Below are 19631 nucleotides of genomic sequence, written 5' to 3' on the forward strand. Positions count from 1 at the left end.
AGTTATTTTAGCATTCAGTAAAAATCACAAACATGGAACCAAAGAAAAATCCAGAAGCAAATGTAGGTCGTAACAGTAGTCTATATCTAGCAGTAGGTTTAGCACTTATGATGTTTATATCATATACAGCGATCAATCATAAAACATATGACAAAGAAGCAATTGACATTGGTCAATTAGATCTTGGTGATGAAATAGAAGAAGAAATTCCAATTACTGAAATACAAAATACACCGCCACCACCACCGCCACCACCAGCAGCTCCAGAAGTTATCGAGGTCGTGGAAGATGAAGAAGAAGTGGAAGAAACAGTAATCGAGTCTACAGAAACAACTCAAGAAGAAGTAATCGTAGAGGTTGAAGAAGTAGAGGTAGAAGAAGTAGAAGAAGTTATTGAAGACGTACCATTCTCAATTATTGAAAATGTACCAGTTTTTCCTGGTTGCGAAAGTGGTAACAATGATGCTAAGAAAAAATGTATGTCTGACAAAATCAACAAATTTGTACAACGTAACTTTAATACAGATTTAGCTCAAGATTTAGGTTTAGATTCAGGTATTAAAAGAATCTTTGTATCATTTAAAGTAGATACACAAGGTAACATTGTAGGAATTAGATCAAGAGCGCCTCACCCAAGATTAGAACAAGAGGCTGCAAGAGTAATTCAAAAATTACCTAAAATGAAGCCAGGTAAGCAAAGAGGTAAGCCAGTAAACGTACCTTACTCTTTACCAATTACATTTAGAGTAGAATAGTTAAATAACTATCATATATTAAAAATCCCGTTACAATTGTAACGGGATTTTTGTTTTTGGTATGTTTATTGTGACATTTTCATAATATTAACATTTAAACTTTATTAATTATGAAAAATCTTAAAAAAGAGCACAATCTCACTCGCCAAAATGAGAATAAAGTGCAGCATTCACAAAAACATGATGCAAATTTACAAAAAAACTCAACGTTGTATTTTCAAGTGGGTTTAATTCTTTGCTTATTGGCTGTTTATGGCGCTTTAGAAATGCGTTTCGAATCAACAGATTTAGCTATTGTCGAAAATTCTGTAGTGCCAGAATTTGAAGAATACACTTTAGATCAAAAAAAGTATGTTGTTGAAGATGCAGTTAAAACTGAAGAACCGCAACCAAAAGAGCAACCAAAGGAATTGATTGATTTAAAAGAAGTGCCTGATGATACTCCTGATGAAAAAATCACAAAGAATATTGTTACAGAAACAAATGTAAAGACTAAACCAATTGATTTAAACCCTGACGATTTAAATGTTGATGAACCAGAAGAAGAAATTGAAAAAAATTTTAATGTAAATTTGGTTGAACAAGTACCAATTTACCCAGGTTGTGAAAGTGAAACCACTAATAATGGGCGAAAAAAATGTCTATCAGATAAGCTCTCCAAATTAGTTAGAAAAAAGTTTGATACTGGTCTTGGTAGCGAGTTAGGTTTAAACGAAGGTATTCAAAAAATCTATGTGAATTTTAGAGTTGATAAAGCTGGTAATGTTCAAATTTTAAAGACACGTGCACCACATCAAGATTTAGAAGAAGAAGCTAAACGTGTGGTTAGTAAAATACCACAAATGAAACCTGGTAAACAAGGTGGAAAAGAAGTTTCGGTTTTATATACCTTACCTATAATATTTCAAGTAAGATATTAAACAGATACTATCATTTTTTAAAAGTCGTTATCGTAATAGATAGCGACTTTTTTCGTTTAAAGCTGTTTTAAAAAAAGCCTTATCTTTCAGCAAAATTTAAACCCAAAATAAATGAAGTCATTCATTTTAATCATATTCACTTTAGTAACGTGTTCAACCTACGCACAAAGCACAAGCTACAGTGGTAAACCACCGGTTTTTGAAAATTGTAAAAATCAAGAAGGTAACAATCAACTTAATTGTTTTAATCAAGAGGTTTTCAACTTTATATTCAATAATTTTCAAACTCCGGAAGATATTGATTCTAATTATAAAGGTGAAATAGTTGTAGTTTTTGAAGTCACAGAAAAAGGAACTTTTAAAACAGTTTTTGTAGAAGCAAAACATAAATCTTTAAAGAAAGAAACGCAACGTGTTTTTAATCAGTTTCCTCAAATAGAACCAGCAACTTACAACGGTAATCCAACGTTTAGACAATATTCTATGTCTATTTATTTGCCATTAAACGAAGCTAATAAACCTTCAGAAGTTGAAGCTTTTAGTGTTGATAACAACAGCAATCAATCTAAAACCAATCAGGTTGAACAGTTATCAGCTTTAGAAAAGAAGGCTAAAGCCGAATTTGATAGCGTACAAAAAGCAGTAACAAAATATCAAAATAAAGAATATAAGAGTCAAATAAATATCCCTTTTAGTCATGAAAACTATTTTCGTTTTGACCGTTCAATGAATTTAGTAGGGACCAATAGTCACACAGCATTAAAACCATTTATGTATGAAGATGTTAAAAATTATTACGATTTTGAAGCAGAAAACGAAGCTTTAAAACAAGATAGACAGACTTGGGCAGGACAAAAATTATGGAATGAGCATTTAGTGCAATTACAAGGTAAAGAGTATTGGTTTACTGTAGATCCTGTTTTTGATTTACAATTAGGTAAAGATACTGATGCAGATTTTGATTACACGTATAACAATACCCGTGGAGTTTATATACAAGGTGGATTAGGTAATAAGTTTAGCTTTTCTGCAACGGTTTACGAAAATCAAGGTCGGTTTGCAGAATATGTTAATCAATATGCAGAAAGTTTAAAGGCGTTTGGTCCTGATCCTGCCATAATACCTGGTCGTGGTATTGCAAAACGATTTAAAGATGATGCTTATGATTATCCTGTAGCAGAAGGATATTTGTCATATTCACCTGCAAAATTTATTAATGTTCAGTTTGGGCATGGCAAGCAATTTATTGGCGACGGTTACCGTAGTTTACTACAAAGTGATGTAGCAAGTCCTTATCCTTTTTTAAAGTTGAATACTAAATTTTGGAAAATTAAGTACACCAACACTTGGACCTGGTTAAAAGATGTAAGACCAGAAGCGGTAGTAGATGATGCATTTAGAACAAAATATATAGCAAATCATTACTTAAGCTGGAATGTCTCAAAAAAATTAAACATAGGATTATTTGAATCTGTTATTTGGGAAAATACTAACGATAGAGGCTTTGATGTTAACTATTTAAACCCAGTAATTTTCTTTAGAGCGATAGAATTTGAAACTGGTCAAGGTGCAGGTAATGCTATTTTAGGAGCTTCAGGAAAATATAAATTTAATGATAATGTAAATATTTATGGACAATTTATTTTAGACGAATTTTCTTTAAATGATGTGAAAGCAGGAGAAAAAAGCTGGAAAAATAAGTTTGGGTTTCAATTAGGTGCTAAATATTATAATGCTTTTAAAGTAAAAAACTTAATGCTTCAAGCAGAATATAATCAAGTAAGACCGTATACATATTCTCATAATACAATTGTTCTAAATTACGCACATAACAATCAACCTATGGCTCATCTTTGGGGCGCAAATTTTAGAGAGTTAGTTTTAATTGGGCGTTATCAAAAACAACGTTGGTTTGGAGAAGTTAAGGTTATAACTGGTGTTAGAGGTTTTGATTACAATAACGAAACAGATAACTTTAGCTATGGTGGCGATATTTATAGAGATTATAATGACAGACCATTTGATACAGGTGTAGAAATAGGTCAAGGTATAAAAACAACATCTATAAATGCAAGTGCTCAATTAGGGTATTTAGTTAATCCAGCTTCTAATTTAAAAGCATTTGTTAATGTAAACTACAGAAATTTTAATCCAGAAGCAGAAACATTAAACGTTTATAACAACAGTACTGTTTGGTTTAACTTTGGTTTAAGAACAGACTTATTTAATTGGTATTTTGATTACTAAAAACAATTAAAACTATCATATTAAAGCCTCAAGTTAAAAACCTTGAGGTTTTTTTATGCTAAATAATCAATTAGCAGTATCTTTGCGCAAGCAAAAAAGTAAGCTAAAATTTTGAGTACAACAACTACGGTCGTAAAACATACAGCAATTTCAGATTTTAAAGAAATTACAAAAATGCGTTTGTCTCTAAGCGTAGTATTTTCATCTATTGCAGGTTATTTACTTGGTGCAGATACAATAAGTGTAAAAGTCTTAATTTTATTAGCACTTGGCGGTTATTTTATGGTTGGAGCAAGTAATGCTTTTAATCAAATTATAGAAAAAGATTTAGATGCTTTAATGCATCGCACAAAAAATAGACCAGTTGCTTCAGGAAGAATGACTGTAAACACAGCATTTATAATTGCTTGTGTTTTTACTATTTTAGGTATAGTTATTCTTTACACAATTAATCAGCAAACAGCAATGTTTGGCGCTATTTCAATATTTCTTTACACTAGTGTTTACACACCTTTAAAAACAAAAACACCTTTATCGGTATTTGTAGGAGCTATTCCAGGAGCTATCCCATTTATGTTAGGTTGGGTAGCAGCAACAGATCATTTTGGTATAGAACCAGGAACTTTGTTCGCACTTCAATTTTTTTGGCAATTCCCACATTTTTGGGCAATAGGCTGGTTTTTATTTGAAGACTATAAACGCGGTGGGTTTTTTATGTTACCTACAGGAAAACAAGATAAAGGAACAGCTATTCAAGTAATACTATACACTATTTGGACTATTTTAGTTTCAATAATTCCAGTTTTTGGTTTTACAGGAAAATTAGAATTATCGATAGTAGCAGCAATTATTGTTTTTGCATTAGGTTTAGTAATGTTATACTACGCTATACTTCTTTATAAGAAAATGACCGAAAAAGCGGCAAAACAATTAATGTTATCTAGTGTACTTTATATAACAATTATTCAAGTTATTTACGTCGTAGACAAATTTTTAAGATAAACAATGGATTTAACCGAAGGAACAATTCAAGAAAAACACAGAAGATCAAGAAAAATGATGCTATACTTTGGTATAGGAGCATTAATTATGTCTTTTGCAGGTTGGACTAGTGCATTTATAGTAAGTAGTTCTAGACCAGATTGGTTATCAGATTTTGTAATGCCTCAGCCTTTTTGGACTAGCATTATAATTATGATAATTAGTAGTGTAACTTTTATAATAGCTAGAAAAGCTTTAGAAAAAAATAATAAATCATTAACAACTGTAATGCTAGTAGTTACATTTGTTTTAGGGCTATTATTTGTTTTAAATCAAATTAAAGGATTTAATCAAATTATAGACATGGGATATAATTTTACAGGACCAACAAGTAATGTAACGGTAAGCTATATCTATCTTATAGCAGTGGTACATATTATTCATGTTCTTGCAGGATTAATACCAATTTTAGTAGTAATAGTAAATCATTTAAGAGGAAAATATACCTCAGAAAATTATACAGGTTTTGAATTAGCCGAAATATTTTGGCATTTTGTAGACCTATTATGGCTTTATTTATTCTTCTTCTTATATTTTTTCTTAAGCTAAAAATTGGCGTAAAACCTTATTTAGACGCGTTAAAATTTAGCGGAAGCAATTTTTTTAAGTCAATAAATTGATTATTTTTGTCACACTTTTTAACAACTAATTTAACACTATGAGCACGACAGTTGCAACTACCAATACAGAAGGTAAAACTTGGAGTGGTGGAAATGAGCCACTTAAAGCAAGTTATGGTAAAATGATGATGTGGTTTTTTATCGTAACAGATGCCCTTACTTTTTCTGCGTTTCTAGCAGCTTACGGATTTTCAAGATTCAAATTTATAGACTCTTGGCCAATAGCAGATGAGGTTTTTACTCACGTACCTTTCTTACACGGTCAAGAATTACCTATGATTTATGTGGCGTTTATGACGTTTATATTAATCATGTCTTCTGTAACAATGGTATTAGCGGTAGATGCTGGTCACCATATGAAAAAGAATAAAGTAACTTGGTATCTTTTCTTAACAATTATTGGTGGTATCATCTTCGTTGGTTCTCAAGCTTGGGAATGGGCAACATTTATAAAAGGAGATTATGGTGCTGTTCAAACAAAAGGAGGAAACATTTTACAGTTTGGAGAATATAAAACAAACGAAAACGGAGAACAAGAATTTAAAAGAGTAGCAGTTAAAGATTTTGTTATAGTATCTCCTACAGAAAGAACTAATCACGAGCGTAAAAACGGACTTTGGTTTGTAGATGAAGGTACATTACCTCCTTATCAAATGAAGGATGTTGTTGCTGGTTTAGAAGCTAATCCAAATATTTTAGTAAGAACTCAAATTTTAAATGAAGAAAGACAAAAAACTGTACTTTCTCGTGAAGAGTCATTAGCAGCTATCAAAAATAACGGTAAGCGTGTTGTAGAAGGTGCAAACTTAGAAGTTAATGAATATGGATCGCCATTATTCGCAGATTTCTTCTTCTTTATTACAGGTTTTCACGGTTTTCACGTACTATCAGGAGTAGTAATTAATATTATCATTTGGTTTAATGTTATTTTAGGAACTTATGAAAGACGAAAAAGCTACGAAATGGTAGAAAAAGTTGGTCTTTACTGGCACTTTGTAGATTTAGTTTGGGTATTCGTATTTACATTCTTCTACTTAGTATAATTTAATAGAAAAAGATTTATCATGGCAGATACACATAAATTAGAAATATTTAGAGGACTTATCAAGTTTAAGTCTAACACTCAAAAAATTTGGGGCGTATTAATCTTACTATCTATTGTTACAGCTGTAGAAGTTGTATTAGGTATTTACAAACCAGAAGCTTTAGAATCTCATATATTAGGGATGAAAGGCTTAAACTGGATCTTTATCATACTAACAATAGTAAAAGCATATTACATTACTTGGGACTTTATGCACATGCGTGACGAAACACCAGGGTTAAGACGTGCAGTTGTTTGGACAGGTGTATTCTTAATCTGCTACCTAGTATTTATCTTATTACAAGAAGGTGGATACGTTTATGATGTTTATGATAATGGTTTTATTAAAAGAGATTTCTAATATAGAAACTTAACATAAATTATAGTAAAAAAGGTGGCTTTATAAAGCCACCTTTTTTTATTTTTGCATAACTTAATACAATTCATAAAAATGACGAAGAAAAATATAAAAAAAGGAGCTATACTAAGCATTCTATTCTTTCTACCAGTTATTTTTCTTTTGTTTCTGTATCCATCTACAAATAATTATAATCCATTAGATGTAGTGCATGAAGATGTTTTAGATTTTTCTAATCTTTCTTCAGCAAAAACAGACATAGTTCTAAAAGATCACATAACAGTTTTGGGTTTTTTAGGTGAAGATCCAGAATCAAAAATTGTAGAAACTTCAAATTTAAAAGAGCTTATTTATGATAAGTTTCAAGGGTTTAAAAAGTTTCAAATTGTGATGATTGTAGCAGAAGGTACAGAAGATAAAACAGAACGATTATCTAAAGAGCTATCTAAATTTGAACCTTTGGAATATTGGCATTTTGTTTCATTAAACAATTCTGATATAAAAAAACTGTTTAATAGTTTAAGATCAAGTCAAGTTTTAGACTATAATCAGGCTATTAGTAATGTTTTTATAGTAGATAAAGACCTAAACCAAAGAGGACGATTTGATGATAGGTCAAAACGAGAAATTAAAAGAGAAGAGAAGCCATACATTTTAACCTCATACAATGCAACAATGGTTTCTGAGTTAAAAAATAAATTAGCAGCAGAAGATTTGCGAGTACTTTTTACAGAGTACAGACAAAAACGTAAAGGCGAATTTAACTCAACAGTTAGAAGAGCAGAAGATTTAAAAGGAGAGCAAAATGAGTAAAAAAGCAAACTATTCATACGTAGGGATATCGTTTATTATTTTACTGTTTGGAATTATTTTTATTCCAAAAATTGTAGACAGAATAACTAACAAAGATGTAAATCGTACCTATGAAAGTAGATCAGGAAGTATATTAAAAAATCCTTCAGAAGTAGATAAAAAAGATCAAGCTTTAGAGTATTTGGTTATTAATGGTAAACGTAAAAAGGTACCAGAATTCAGCTTTACTGATCAAAACGGAAACACGATTACTAACAAAGATTACTTAGGTAAAGTTTATGTGGTAGAGTTTTTCTTTACAACATGCCCAACTATTTGCCCAAGAATGAATAGAAATTTAGTCGAAGTTCAAAATACTTTTAAAAACGAAGATAACTTTGGTGTAGCGTCGTTTAGTATTATGCCAGAGACAGATACGCCAGAAAAATTAAAAGAATATGCCGAAAACTACGGAATAACAAATCCTAATTGGCATTTAATGACAGGAGATAAACAAGATATTTATAACTTGTCAAATATTGGATTTAATATCTTTGTAGATGTAGAGAATTTTGAACATTCAGGAGATTTTGCTTTAGTAGATAAAAACGGATTTTTACGATCTAGAAAAGATGACTTTGGTAACCCAAAAATCTTTTACAAAGGTGTAATTAGCGAGCAAGAAAAAGTGGACGAAGATGGCAATCCGCAAGAAATCTCAATGCTAAAAGAAGATATAGCCAAATTATTAAAAGAATAAATAAACATCACTTCCAGTGATTTTGAGGTACGAAAAATTGTATCGAGAAGAAAACATGAGCATAGAAAACCTACAAGAAGAAAAAAAGTACAACAAGTGGATTGTTGCACTTTCGGTAATTATCCCATTAGCTGTAGCAGCATTATTCGGTATAAAACTTAAAGATTTTGGTATAGATGTAGAACCATTAACCTTTTTGCCTCCAATTTATGCAGCTATTAATGCAGTAACAGCAATAGTATTAGTATATGCTGTAATTTCTATTAAAAAAGGACAACGCAAACAACACGAAAATTTAATGAAGTTTGCAATTACACTTTCTGTATTGTTTTTAGTCATGTACGTAGCTTACCATATGACTAGCGACTCGGCCAAATTTGGAGGAGAAGGAGCTATAAAATACATTTATTTCTTCATTTTAATTACTCATATTGTATTGTCTGTTGCAGTAATACCATTTGTGTTAATTACATATGTTAGAGCCATTACAAACAATTTTGAAAGACATAAAAAAATAGCAAAAATCACTTTTCCGTTGTGGTTGTATGTTGCAGTTACAGGAGTTATAGTTTATATAATGATTTCACCCTATTATGTTTAATTTGTCTGTTTGAGCGCAGTCGAGAACTAATTAATAATGAAAACAAAATTTCTTTTTATAATTATATCATGCTTTTTCTTTCTAAAAAGCAATGCGCAATGCGCAATGTGTCGTGCTGTTTTAGAAAATGAAGAAGGGCAATCTGCAGCAAAAGGAATTAACGACGGTATTATTTATTTAATGTCTATACCTTATATCTTAGTATTTGGTTTAGGCTTTTTCGTGTATTGGAAATATTTTAGGAAGAAAAAAGTAGAGGCTTAAAATCTCTAAATCAACTTTTAACAAAATATATTAAAAAAAATTGTAACAAATCTTGTCCTTTGTAGTCTAATTGATAATGAGTAACTTAAATCAATCAAAAACCATCAATTATGCTCACCATAAAAAAACTACACAAGTCTTACCCAATTGGGGATTCTAGTCTACATGTTTTAAAAGGAATTGATTTACAAGTCGAAGAAGGCGAAATGGTAGCCATTATGGGTTCTTCTGGTTCAGGAAAATCAACACTACTTAATATTATAGGTATGTTAGACGAAGCTGATGAAGGAGAATATATTTTAGATGGTGTACCAATTAAAAATCTTACAGAGAAAAAAGCAGCCATATATCGTAATAAATTTTTAGGATTTATATTTCAGTCGTTTAACCTAATTAGTTACAAAAACGCTTTAGAAAATGTGGCGCTACCGCTATACTATCAAGGTCAAAAAAGAAAAGAGCGTTTAGAAAAAGCCTTATTTCATCTTGAAAAAGTAGGTTTAAAAGAATGGGCACATCACTTACCTAACGAGCTTTCTGGAGGACAAAAACAACGTGTTGCAATTGCTCGCGCTTTAGCAGCCAACCCAAAACTGTTACTAGCAGATGAGCCAACAGGAGCTTTAGATACCAAAACATCTTATGAGATTATGGATTTTATCCAGTCTTTAAATGATGAAGGAAAAACAATATTAATGGTTACCCACGAAGAAGATATAGCCAATATGTGCAAGCGTATAGTACGTCTTAAAGATGGTGTGATTATGGAAGATACAGTTGTAGAACAAGTAAGAGCTTCTCAATATGTTTGATATAGATCTTTGGCGCGAGATATTTCAAAGTATCAACAAAAACCGAACTAGAAGTTTACTGTCTGGTTTTACGGTAGCATTTGCTATTTTGTTGTTTGTTATACTTTTTGGTATTGCCAATGGGCTTAAAAATACGTTTGCACAAGCATTTGTTGACGATGCTACCAACTCCATTTTTATCAATGCTGGTATGACTACTAAAGCCTATAAAGGTTTGCAGTCAGGTAGACGTATTCAACTAAAAAATGAAGATCAAAACTTTATTGAAGACGAGTATGGTAATAAAGTTCAATACATCACTTCTAGAATTTATAAAAATGTCAACGCCTCTTTTCGTAACGAAAAAAACAGTTACAATTTAAGAGCAGTAAATCCTGATCATCAGTTTTTAGAAAAAACAATGATAAGAGATGGACGTTACATAAACCAATTAGATATAGATAATAAGTCTAAAGTTGTTGTTATTGGTCGTTTGGTAGAAGAAGATTTATTTTTAAAAACAACTGCTTTAGGTAAATATATAAACCTAAGTGGTATACCTTATAAAGTTGTAGGGATTTTTACAGACGATGGCGGTGATAATGAAGAACGAATGATATATATGCCTGTATCTACCGCGCAACAAATTTATGGTAATAACGATTATATAGACCAGATTAACCTAGGCTACAATCCAGAATTAGATTACGATCAAGCCATAAATTTTGGAAGACAATTAGAAAACAAATTAAAAGAACGTTTTACAGTGTCTCCAAAAGATCAGCGTGCCATTAGAGTACGTAATATGGCAGAAGGGACAAAGCAAGTTGGTATGATGACTTTTGGACTAACTGTTATAATTATAGTTATTGGTTTTGGTACACTAATAGCAGGTGTTGTTGGTATTAGTAATATCATGATATTTATAGTTAAAGAACGTACTAAAGAAATAGGTATACGTAAAGCACTTGGGGCATCACCACGATCAATAGTTTCAATAATTTTAATAGAATCTATCCTAATCACAGCAATTGCTGGTTATGTAGGATTGTTAATTGGTGTTGGTGTTTTAGAATTTGTTGGACCAATTTTAGAACCTTACTTTATTAAAGATCCTGGTGTAAGTAGTAGTTTGGTTGTAAGTGCAACCATTACATTAATTATTGCAGGATCTATAGCAGGATATTTACCAGCAAAAAAGGCATCAAAAATAAAACCAATAGTAGCACTTAGAAACGATTAATATGAAGTTTTTATTCGAAAGAGATACGTGGCAAGAAGTGTACGAAAGTTTAAGCAAAAATAAACTTCGTACCATATTAACCATGGTTGGTGTTTGGTGGGGAATTTTACTCCTTATCGGGTTACTTGGTGCTGCACGCGGATTAGAAAATTCGTTTAACAGATTATTTGGTGACTTTGCTACAAACAGTGTATTTGTTTGGGGACAAAGTACAAGCAAACCTTTTAAAGGTTTTCAAGAAGGAAGACAAGTACAATTACAATTATCTGACGCTAAAAAAGTAGAAGAAAATGTAGAAGGTATTGAGTTTGTTGTACCTCGTAATCAAAATCAAGCACAAGTTGTTAGAAATTTTTTATCAGGGACATTTAGTTTAAATGGAGATTATCCTTTATTAGATAAAGTACAGAAGAAAAAACTAATTCATGGAAGATTTATCAATCAAAACGATATTGACAACAACAGAAAAGTTGTTGTAATTTCAGAAGAAGTCTACAAGCAATTATTTGAAAAAGATGCTGAAATGATTGGCGAATACGTTCAAATAAACGACATGAATTTTAAAGTGATTGGTATGTTCCAAAACGGAAATGTAAACATGGGACCAACCAGTGATATGCACATACCATTTACAACATTTCAGCAAATCTATAATTTAGGAGATAGAATTGGTTGGATGATGATTACCGGTAAATCAGAATATGATATCGCTCAAATAGAACAAGACGCAAAATTATTACTGCGTAACCTTAATAGAATTCACCCAGAAGATAATCGTGCTTTTGGTAGTTTTAACTTAGGTAAAGAGTTTAAAAAAGTAACAGGCTTTTTAGTTGGTATGCAGTTTTTAACTTGGTTTGTAGGTATTGCAACATTAATTGCAGGTGTTTTTGCAATTGGAAATATTTTACTAATTACGGTTAAAGAACGTACTAAAGAAATAGGTGTAAGACGCGCATTAGGGGCAACACCTTTTGAGATAAAACGACAAATTTTAGTAGAAGCCGTTTTCTTAACCATATTTGCAGGAATTTTGGGGATAATTTCTGGAGGTTGGATATTAATAGCATTAGATGCAGCTTTTGGACAAGGTGATGAAGCTGTTATAGTAAACGCTTCAGTCTCTATAGCAGTCGTTTTTATAGCATTAATTATACTTGTTGTTTTAGGAACATTAATAGGATTAATACCAGCATTTAAAGCCACAAGTATAAAACCAATAGAAGCATTAAGAGAAGAATAAACTAAACAATCAAAATTAATAATCAATACAATGAGTAAAACAGCAAAAATCCTAATTAGCGTCATAGTAATAGTATTACTGCTAGCTGTAGTTTTAAAGTATTTTAATAACGCTAATTCTAAAGCTATTGAAGAGTTTAAAGTGGAAGAGCCATTTTATACCTCAATTAACACTAAAGTTGTCGCAACAGGAAAATTAAATCCAGAGGAAGAAATTGAGTTAAAACCTCAAATCTCAGGAATCGTAGATAAAGTGTTAGTAGAAGAAGGAGATATCGTAGAAAAAGGAGATCTAATTGCAAAAATTAGAGTCGTTCCTAACGAGCAAAATTTAGCAAGTGCAAGCAGTCGTATTGCATCAGCTAAATTATCTATGAATAATGCCGAAACACTGTACAACAGAAACAAAACTCTTTTTGAAAAAGGAGTAGTTTCTAAACAAGATTTTGAAAATAGCGAGCTGTCTTACAACCAAGCTAAAGAAACTTACAACCAAGCTTTAAACGATTATCAAATCATAAAACGCGGATCGTTATCTGGCGGAAGTAGCGCAAACACAAACATTACTGCACAAATTGCAGGAACAATTCTAGAAATCCCGATTCGTGAAGGAGACCAAGTCATTCAAAGTAACAACTTTAATGCAGGAACAACTATTGCTACTATTGCAGATATGAGTAAAATGATTTTTGAAGGAAAAGTTGATGAAGCTGAAGTTGGTAAAATAGAAGAAGGCAAAAAGATAAAAGTAGTTTTAGGAGCTTTAAACGAAAAAGACTTCCCTGCAACTTTAACCTTTGTAGCACCTAAAGGAATAGAAGAAAATGGTGCAGTACAATTTACTATTAAAGCAGATGTAGATGTAGAACAATCTACAAGAATTAGAGCAGGTTATAGTGCTAATGCAGAAATAGAAATGGAAAGCAAAGACAGTATTCTTTCAATTAAAGAATCATTACTTCAGTTTGATAGAATTACAGAAAAGCCATTTGTTGAAAAACAAAAAGAAGACGGAACTTTTGAAAAAGTAGATGTAGAAACTGGTATATCAGACGGTATCAATATCGAAATTACTGAAGGTGTAAGCGAAGGAGATAAAATAAAAGTGTGGAATAAAGCATCAAAAGATAATAATGATGGAGGTAACAACTAAGATAAAACAACTAACCTTAGCAGGATTGCTGTTAGTAGGATTATCTGCTTCAGCACAACAAAAAAAATGGAGTTTACAAGAGTGTGTAGATTACGCTCTTGAAAATAACATAACCATTTTACAAGGAGAAAATTCAATATTAAATAACGAGCAAAATATAGATGCTGCAAAAGGACAGTTTTTACCAAGCGTAAGTGGTTTTGTTGGACATACATTGTCATTAGGTAACAGAGAGTTGTTTCCTGGTCAATTTGTAGACCGTACAGATAACTCAACTAACGCATCGATTAGTTTAAATCAAACTGTTTTTAATGGATTTAGATTAACTAATCTTTACAAACAATCTCAATTAAATTTAGAAACATCAAAGTTAGAACTTAACAGAATTAAAGATGATATTTCTTTAAATGTGGTTAATGCTTATCTTAATGTATTATTTAATATAGAAAATCTAGAAATAGCTAAAGCGCAATACAGTTTTAGTAAAAAACAATTAGATCAAGTAAGAGATTTAGTAGATGCAGGTGTGCAACCACAAGCCAATGTTTATGATGCAGAAGCAACATTAAGTAGCGACTTGCAAAGTGTTACTGTTGCAGAAAATAATTACGAGCTAGCATTACTTTCTTTATCTCAATTATTACAATTACCTTATGAAGGTTTTGAAGTAGAAGTTATAGAGTTAGATAACCCTTCATCAGAGTTAATGTATAATAACGCTAGTCCTATTGTTTCTTATGCTCTTGATAATAGATACGAAATTAAAGTAGCTCAAAAAAACATTGAAAACTCTGCTTTAAATACAGAAATATCTAAGAGTGGATATTTACCAACAGTTTCATTTAACTACGCATTTGGATCTAATGTCTTTTTTACAAATCTTATAGATACAGAAGATTCATTTTTCAATCAGTTAAATAACCAAAAAGGACATAGATTCTCACTAAATGTAAGCGTTCCAATATTTTCGCAGTTTCAAAATAAAACTAATGTCGCTAAAGCAAAAATTCAAGAAGAAAATGCTCAGCTTAATCTTAAACAAGCTAAGTTAGATGTAGAAGCAAATGTACAGCGTGCGTTTACAGATGCTAAAGCTGCTTTAAGAGCTTATGAAGCTGCAAAGTCTAGTTTGCAATCTCAAAAAATAGCATTTCAAAACTCACAAGAAAGATATGACATAGGCGCAATGAATGCTTTTGATTTAGAACAATCAAGATTAAGATTGGTCAATGCAGAATCATCTTTAATTAATGCTAAATACGATTTTATTTTTAAAACAAAAGTGTTAGATTTCTACCTTGGTAAACCAATAACTCAGTAATACTTTGGCATACATTTTAAATATAGAAACTGCAACAACAAACTGTTCTGTTTCTGTTGCAAAAGACGGTAAAACTATAGCTTTAAAAGAAGACTATGACAACGGTTATAGTCATGCAGAAAAACTTCATGTTTATATAGATGAAGTTTTAAAAGAAGCTCAAATCGAAAAACAACAATTAGATGCTATTGCGGTTAGTAAAGGACCAGGTTCTTATACAGGTTTGCGTATTGGTGTATCGGCAGCAAAAGGATTGTGTTTTGCTTTAGAAGTTCCTTTAATTGCTGTATCTACTTTAGAAGCTTTAGCACATCAAGTTGAAGCTGAAAGCGGTTTAATTGTACCAATGTTAGATGCAAGACGATTAGAAGTGTATTCAGCAATTTTCAATTCAGATTATCAAGAAGTAAGAGCTATTGAAGCTCAAGTTTTAGATGACAATTCTTTTTCAGAATATTTAAAAGCGAATAAAGTTTACTTTATAGGAAATGGTGTAAAAAAGACAATGGATTTAATTAAAAGTGAAAATGCAGTTTTTATAGAAGAAAAACTACCTTCTGCAAATGAAATGAGTGCATTGTCTTTTGAAGCCTATAAAAAAAGCAACATCCAAGATGTTGCTTATTTTGAGCCTTTTTATTTAAAAGATTTTATTGCTTTAAAATCAAAAAAGTAATTAATTTTCTTTGTGTATTTCTACTTGATGTGGATATGGTATTTCTATACCAGCAGCATCTAATGCTTCTTTTGTTTTTTCCATAGTTTCAAAATATACAGCCCAATAATCTTCAGTCTTACACCAAGGTCTAACAGCAAAATTTACAGAGCTATCAGCTAGTTCTAAAACGTTAACTGTAGGAGCTGGCTCTTGTAAAACCTTCGGATTATCAGTAATAACTTTCATTAAAACCTCTTTAGTTTTTTTAATGTCAGAATCATAACCAACTCCAAAAACTAAATCTACACGTCTTGTTCCTTCTGTAGTGTAATTAACAATGTTTCCATTAGATAATGCGCCGTTTGGTATTATAATTTCTTTGTTAGATAGACCTATAAGTTTGGTGGTAAATATTTCGATTTCTTTTACAACACCTATTTCACCTTGTGCTTCAATTAAATCACCAATTTTAATTGGTTTAAAAATCATTAATAAAACACCTCCAGCAAAGTTACCTAAAGATCCTTGTAAAGCCATACCTACAGCTAATCCAGCAGCAGCTAAAATTGCAGCAAAGGATGTGGTTTCTACACCTAATTTAGATAGAATAGCTAGGATTAGCAAGATTTTTAAAACCCAACCTAAAAAATTTATAAGAAACTTTTTTAAGCTTTCGTCATAGTCTCTTTTATTCATAAATTTTTTTGTCGAGCTTAGTAGTTTTTTAATAATCCATGACCCTACAACCCAGATAATAATTGCTGCGATTATTCTTAATCCATAATCAGTAGCGTACATAATACCTGTATCAATCCATTCTTCTTTCATAAATAAAATTTTAATTGTTTAACTTTAAATTCAAAGTTAGGAATTTATTGTTCTAACTTGTTTTATATTTGATAAAACTATTCAAATAGTTAAAAAGCGATTTTTTATCGATGAAATAGTTAAATTGTCAATTTTATTAGGCAAAATTTATGCTATGTCGTAAATTCAAGCACATTTTTAACAAATTCTTTACAGTAGCATGAAGAAATTTTTACTATCGTTATTCTCTTTTTTCTTGGTAATCTTAGGATGGGCACAAGATATTAATATGCAAAACGGAACATTTAACCAATGTTCGGGTGTTTTTTATGACTCTGGAGGACCTTCATCAAACTATGCAGATGATGAAGATTTTGTCGTAACTATCTGTCCAGATGGACCAGAACAATTTATTCAATTAGACTTTACTTTATTTAGTACTCAGGTTAGTTTAGACGTCATGACTATTTATGATGGAGATGATGTTACAGCGCCAGTAATAGGTAGTTATTCTGGTGGTGGAGCGGCAAATAACCCAGGTACTGTTTCTGCATCACCAACTAGTAGTACAGGTTGTATTACTATTCAGTTTACTTCAGATAGTGGAGCTAACACTTTAGGATGGGCAGCAAACATCTCATGCTTACAATCTTGTCAAACTATAACGCCTAGTATAGATTCAACAGATCCTGTTGCAGATGGAACTGGTGTTATTCAAATACCCTTAGGAGGTACAGTGTTGTTTGATGGAAGTGCAACGTTTGAAGATGATGGTACTGGAGCTACTTATAACTGGAATTTTGGAGATGCAGGTGTAGCTTCAGGACAATCAGTTAGTCATACATATAATAACCTTGGGACTTTTACAGCTACGCTTACAGTAACAGATACAAATCCAACAGGATGCTCGGCTTCAACATCCGTTACAGTAGAAGTACTTAGTCCATATATAGATGTAGATCAAACAACTTATACTGTGGATGAGTTGGTTACAGATGTTTTGATTGATAGTCCATGTGCAGCAGTTTCAAATATTAATTGGAGTACAGGGACTAATTTTGGTCAAGAAAACGGGATTGGATATTTTACAGCCTTACCAGGAGCTTTTCCTTTTGAAGCAGGAATTATTTTAAATTCAGGTGATGCAATGGAGGCAGAAGGTCCAGAAACAGGAACCCAAAGTAGTGGTGGATGGCCAGGAGATGCCGATTTAGAAAACGCAATTCCAGCTTTAAATGCAGGTGATACAAATGATGCAAGCTTTATAGAATTTGACTTTGTTCCTATCGCCAACTCTATAAGCTTTGACTTTTTATTTGCGTCAGAAGAATATGGTGGTTTCCAATGTAGTTTTACTGATGCATTCGCTTTTTTACTAACAGATTTGACTACTGGAGTAACTACTAATCTTGCATTAGTACCAGGCACAACAGATGTGGCTTCTGTGTTTACTGTGCGTGATAATGCTTATAACGCGGGATGTCCTTCTGTTAATCCAGGTTATTTTGACTCTTTCTATGGTCCAGGAGGTCAGCCTCTAGTGAACGATCCAATAGATTTTAGAGGTTACACTAGATCAATGACAGCTTTTTCAAATGTTACACCTAACAACAACTACAGAATAAAGTTGGTTATAGCAGATGATGGAGATACTCTATATAACGCAGCTGTATTTTTAGGAGCAGGTTCTTTTGACTTAGGAGGAGATTTAGGTGATGATGTAACAATTAATGCAGGAACTGCAATTTGTGGAGGAAATCCTATTACATTAGATACAGGACTTACAACAGCTACACATACTTGGTATTTTGAAGGAAATCCTATAGCAGGAGAAACGGGACCAACTATAGATGTTTATCAAGAAGGAAATTATAGTGTAGATATTGTGTATTCAGCTTCTTGTCAAACTTCAGATTCTATTTATATTGAATTTTTACCTAGCCCTACTGTTGAAAATACAATAGACTTAATACAATGTGATGTGTTTTCTTCAGATGAAACCTTTGATTTAACGGTTAATGATGCTGAAGCTATTGGTACTCAAGATGCTTCTCTGGTTAATGTTAGTTATCATAATTCTCTAACAGATGCTCAAAATGATACAAACCCAATAACATCACCTGATAATTATATAACTTCAGGTCCTTACCCAGAAACTATATTTGTAAGAATAGAAGATAGTGCTTCTGAAACTTGTGTAGGTACTGATAGTTTTATTTTAGATATTTATTCCTTATCAATCAATCCAGCGTCAGATATGGTAGTTTGTGATGATCCGAGTAATGATGGTGTAGAGCCATTTGATTTAGAGAGTCAGACGCCATTTATATTAGGGACACAGGCAGCCTCAGATTATGTAGTGACGTATCATAATAGTTTTGCAGAGGCAGATTCAGACACAAACGCATTAACGAGTCCTTATGTAGGCGGACCAAACGAGCCAATCTATGTAAGAATAGAGGCATCGGGAGATGCAACGTGTTATAGTGCAACCGCAATGCCATTATTCAATTTAATAGTAAATGCCAATGACGATTCAAGTTTTACAGCGACACCAACGTGTGATGGCGCAGTAATGAGTAATGTCGTAACACCAGGCGGAACCTTTGCATTAACCACAACGGGAGCAACGATAGATTCAGCAACAGGAACAGTAACAGGTGCTGCATCCGGATCCACACATACCGTAACCTATACAACAACAGGTACATGTCCAACGACAACTACGGTAAACTTTACAGTATTAACAACAGATGATCCAAGTTTCACGATGCAACCAACGTGTGATGGAGCGGTAGTAGATAGTTCAGTATCATCAGGAGGAACCTATGCTTTTAACCCATTACCAGGCGACGGAGCGCTAATAGACTCAGGCACAGGAACGATTACCAACGGTACATCAGGAGCAACCTATACAGTAGAACATACTACAAGTGGAGTATGTCCAGCATCCACAACAGTAGATGTAACAGTA

19 protein-coding genes are annotated in these 19631 nt (G+C 32.1%); 18 read left to right on the top strand and 1 reads right to left on the bottom strand.

Annotation, left to right across the window (positions count from 1 at the left end):
* Positions 1 to 32: 32 nt before the first annotated feature.
* The 17 genes from WA340_RS07445 to tsaB all read left to right on the top strand — a co-directional run bounded on the left by WA340_RS07445 (position 33) and on the right by tsaB (position 15868).
* Entirely contained in the window at positions 33 to 755 is a 723-nt protein-coding gene (locus WA340_RS07445) for an energy transducer TonB (RefSeq protein ID WP_223075996.1), read from the top strand.
* Positions 756 to 865: 110 nt separating this feature from the next.
* Complete coding sequence (locus tag WA340_RS07450; RefSeq protein ID WP_336128231.1) at positions 866 to 1675, top strand: energy transducer TonB; 810 nt, start codon at positions 866 to 868, stop codon at positions 1673 to 1675.
* A gap of 111 nt (positions 1676 to 1786) precedes the next feature.
* Positions 1787 to 3922, top strand: coding sequence for a gliding motility protein RemB (locus WA340_RS07455; RefSeq protein ID WP_336128233.1), 2136 nt, complete (start codon positions 1787 to 1789; stop codon positions 3920 to 3922).
* 108 nt (positions 3923 to 4030) lie between these two features.
* Positions 4031 to 4924, top strand: coding sequence for a heme o synthase (gene cyoE / locus WA340_RS07460; RefSeq protein ID WP_027879438.1), 894 nt, complete (start codon positions 4031 to 4033; stop codon positions 4922 to 4924).
* Between the two features lie 3 nt (positions 4925 to 4927).
* A complete protein-coding gene (locus tag WA340_RS07465; RefSeq protein ID WP_027879437.1) occupies positions 4928 to 5512 on the top strand; it encodes a cytochrome c oxidase subunit 3 in 585 nt (194 codons plus the stop codon).
* Between the two features lie 109 nt (positions 5513 to 5621).
* Positions 5622 to 6626: a cytochrome c oxidase subunit 3 gene (locus WA340_RS07470; RefSeq protein WP_304141877.1), complete on the top strand. Its 1005-nt coding sequence runs from the start codon at positions 5622 to 5624 to the stop codon at positions 6624 to 6626.
* A 21-nt stretch (positions 6627 to 6647) separates the two neighbouring features.
* On the top strand, positions 6648 to 7028 hold the full coding sequence (locus WA340_RS07475; RefSeq protein ID WP_027879435.1) for a cytochrome C oxidase subunit IV family protein: 381 nt from the start codon (positions 6648 to 6650) through the stop codon (positions 7026 to 7028).
* A gap of 90 nt (positions 7029 to 7118) precedes the next feature.
* Positions 7119 to 7838 carry a hypothetical protein gene (locus tag WA340_RS07480; protein ID WP_336128237.1) on the top strand — a complete coding sequence of 240 codons (720 nt, stop codon included), beginning with the start codon at positions 7119 to 7121 and terminating at the stop codon, positions 7836 to 7838.
* Positions 7831 to 8577 (top strand): SCO family protein, encoded by a 747-nt coding sequence (locus tag WA340_RS07485; protein WP_336128239.1) that lies wholly within the window; start codon positions 7831 to 7833, stop codon positions 8575 to 8577. The genes WA340_RS07480 and WA340_RS07485 overlap by 8 nt, the downstream gene beginning before the upstream one ends.
* A 55-nt stretch (positions 8578 to 8632) precedes the next feature.
* Positions 8633 to 9178, top strand: a complete 546-nt coding sequence (locus WA340_RS07490; RefSeq protein ID WP_336128240.1) for a DUF420 domain-containing protein — start codon at positions 8633 to 8635, stop codon at positions 9176 to 9178.
* A 36-nt stretch (positions 9179 to 9214) separates the two neighbouring features.
* Positions 9215 to 9442 carry a hypothetical protein gene (locus WA340_RS07495; protein WP_027879431.1) on the top strand — a complete coding sequence of 76 codons (228 nt, stop codon included), beginning with the start codon at positions 9215 to 9217 and terminating at the stop codon, positions 9440 to 9442.
* 110 nt (positions 9443 to 9552) lie between these two features.
* Entirely contained in the window at positions 9553 to 10254 is a 702-nt protein-coding gene (locus tag WA340_RS07500) for an ABC transporter ATP-binding protein (RefSeq protein WP_336128243.1), read from the top strand.
* Entirely contained in the window at positions 10247 to 11476 is a 1230-nt protein-coding gene (locus WA340_RS07505) for an ABC transporter permease (RefSeq protein ID WP_336128245.1), read from the top strand. Before WA340_RS07500 ends, WA340_RS07505 begins: the two co-directional genes overlap by 8 nt.
* A 1-nt stretch (position 11477) precedes the next feature.
* Complete coding sequence (locus WA340_RS07510; protein ID WP_336128247.1) at positions 11478 to 12719, top strand: ABC transporter permease; 1242 nt, start codon at positions 11478 to 11480, stop codon at positions 12717 to 12719.
* A gap of 30 nt (positions 12720 to 12749) precedes the next feature.
* The gene (locus WA340_RS07515) at positions 12750 to 13871 is read left to right on the top strand and encodes an efflux RND transporter periplasmic adaptor subunit (RefSeq protein ID WP_027879427.1); all 1122 of its coding nucleotides are present in this window, start codon (positions 12750 to 12752) and stop codon (positions 13869 to 13871) included.
* Positions 13855 to 15192 carry a TolC family protein gene (locus tag WA340_RS07520; RefSeq protein WP_336128249.1) on the top strand — a complete coding sequence of 446 codons (1338 nt, stop codon included), beginning with the start codon at positions 13855 to 13857 and terminating at the stop codon, positions 15190 to 15192. The genes WA340_RS07515 and WA340_RS07520 overlap by 17 nt, the downstream gene beginning before the upstream one ends.
* Before the next feature lie 4 nt (positions 15193 to 15196).
* A complete protein-coding gene (gene tsaB, locus WA340_RS07525) occupies positions 15197 to 15868 on the top strand; it encodes a tRNA (adenosine(37)-N6)-threonylcarbamoyltransferase complex dimerization subunit type 1 TsaB (RefSeq protein ID WP_336128251.1) in 672 nt (223 codons plus the stop codon).
* On the opposite strand, the gene WA340_RS07530 is transcribed toward tsaB, so the two are convergent.
* Positions 15869 to 16678, bottom strand: coding sequence for a mechanosensitive ion channel family protein (locus WA340_RS07530; protein WP_336128253.1), 810 nt, complete (start codon positions 16676 to 16678; stop codon positions 15869 to 15871). It lies immediately after the preceding gene.
* Positions 16679 to 16877: 199 nt separating this feature from the next.
* On the opposite strand from WA340_RS07530, the gene WA340_RS07535 reads away from it, so the two are divergent.
* The coding region (locus WA340_RS07535; protein ID WP_336128255.1) for a choice-of-anchor L domain-containing protein at positions 16878 to 19631 on the top strand (2754 nt) is incomplete at its 3' end.

Origin of the sequence: Mesoflavibacter sp. CH_XMU1422-2 (assembly GCF_037029245.1) — a bacterium.
Taxonomy (GTDB): domain Bacteria; phylum Bacteroidota; class Bacteroidia; order Flavobacteriales; family Flavobacteriaceae; genus Mesoflavibacter; species Mesoflavibacter zeaxanthinifaciens.

Coding starts and splice junctions, on each gene's coding strand:
- WA340_RS07505 (WP_336128245.1), top strand. CDS start 10,247: ATGTTTGATATAGATCTTTGGCGCGAGATATTTCAAAGTATCAACAAA.
- WA340_RS07485 (WP_336128239.1), top strand. CDS start 7,831: ATGAGTAAAAAAGCAAACTATTCATACGTAGGGATATCGTTTATTATT.
- WA340_RS07480 (WP_336128237.1), top strand. CDS start 7,119: ATGACGAAGAAAAATATAAAAAAAGGAGCTATACTAAGCATTCTATTC.
- WA340_RS07465 (WP_027879437.1), top strand. CDS start 4,928: ATGGATTTAACCGAAGGAACAATTCAAGAAAAACACAGAAGATCAAGA.
- WA340_RS07495 (WP_027879431.1), top strand. CDS start 9,215: ATGAAAACAAAATTTCTTTTTATAATTATATCATGCTTTTTCTTTCTA.
- WA340_RS07470 (WP_304141877.1), top strand. CDS start 5,622: ATGAGCACGACAGTTGCAACTACCAATACAGAAGGTAAAACTTGGAGT.
- WA340_RS07450 (WP_336128231.1), top strand. CDS start 866: ATGAAAAATCTTAAAAAAGAGCACAATCTCACTCGCCAAAATGAGAAT.
- WA340_RS07515 (WP_027879427.1), top strand. CDS start 12,750: ATGAGTAAAACAGCAAAAATCCTAATTAGCGTCATAGTAATAGTATTA.
- WA340_RS07455 (WP_336128233.1), top strand. CDS start 1,787: ATGAAGTCATTCATTTTAATCATATTCACTTTAGTAACGTGTTCAACC.
- WA340_RS07530 (WP_336128253.1), bottom strand. CDS start 16,678: ATGAAAGAAGAATGGATTGATACAGGTATTATGTACGCTACTGATTAT.
- WA340_RS07500 (WP_336128243.1), top strand. CDS start 9,553: ATGCTCACCATAAAAAAACTACACAAGTCTTACCCAATTGGGGATTCT.
- WA340_RS07445 (WP_223075996.1), top strand. CDS start 33: ATGGAACCAAAGAAAAATCCAGAAGCAAATGTAGGTCGTAACAGTAGT.
- WA340_RS07475 (WP_027879435.1), top strand. CDS start 6,648: ATGGCAGATACACATAAATTAGAAATATTTAGAGGACTTATCAAGTTT.
- WA340_RS07490 (WP_336128240.1), top strand. CDS start 8,633: ATGAGCATAGAAAACCTACAAGAAGAAAAAAAGTACAACAAGTGGATT.
- WA340_RS07510 (WP_336128247.1), top strand. CDS start 11,478: ATGAAGTTTTTATTCGAAAGAGATACGTGGCAAGAAGTGTACGAAAGT.
- WA340_RS07520 (WP_336128249.1), top strand. CDS start 13,855: ATGGAGGTAACAACTAAGATAAAACAACTAACCTTAGCAGGATTGCTG.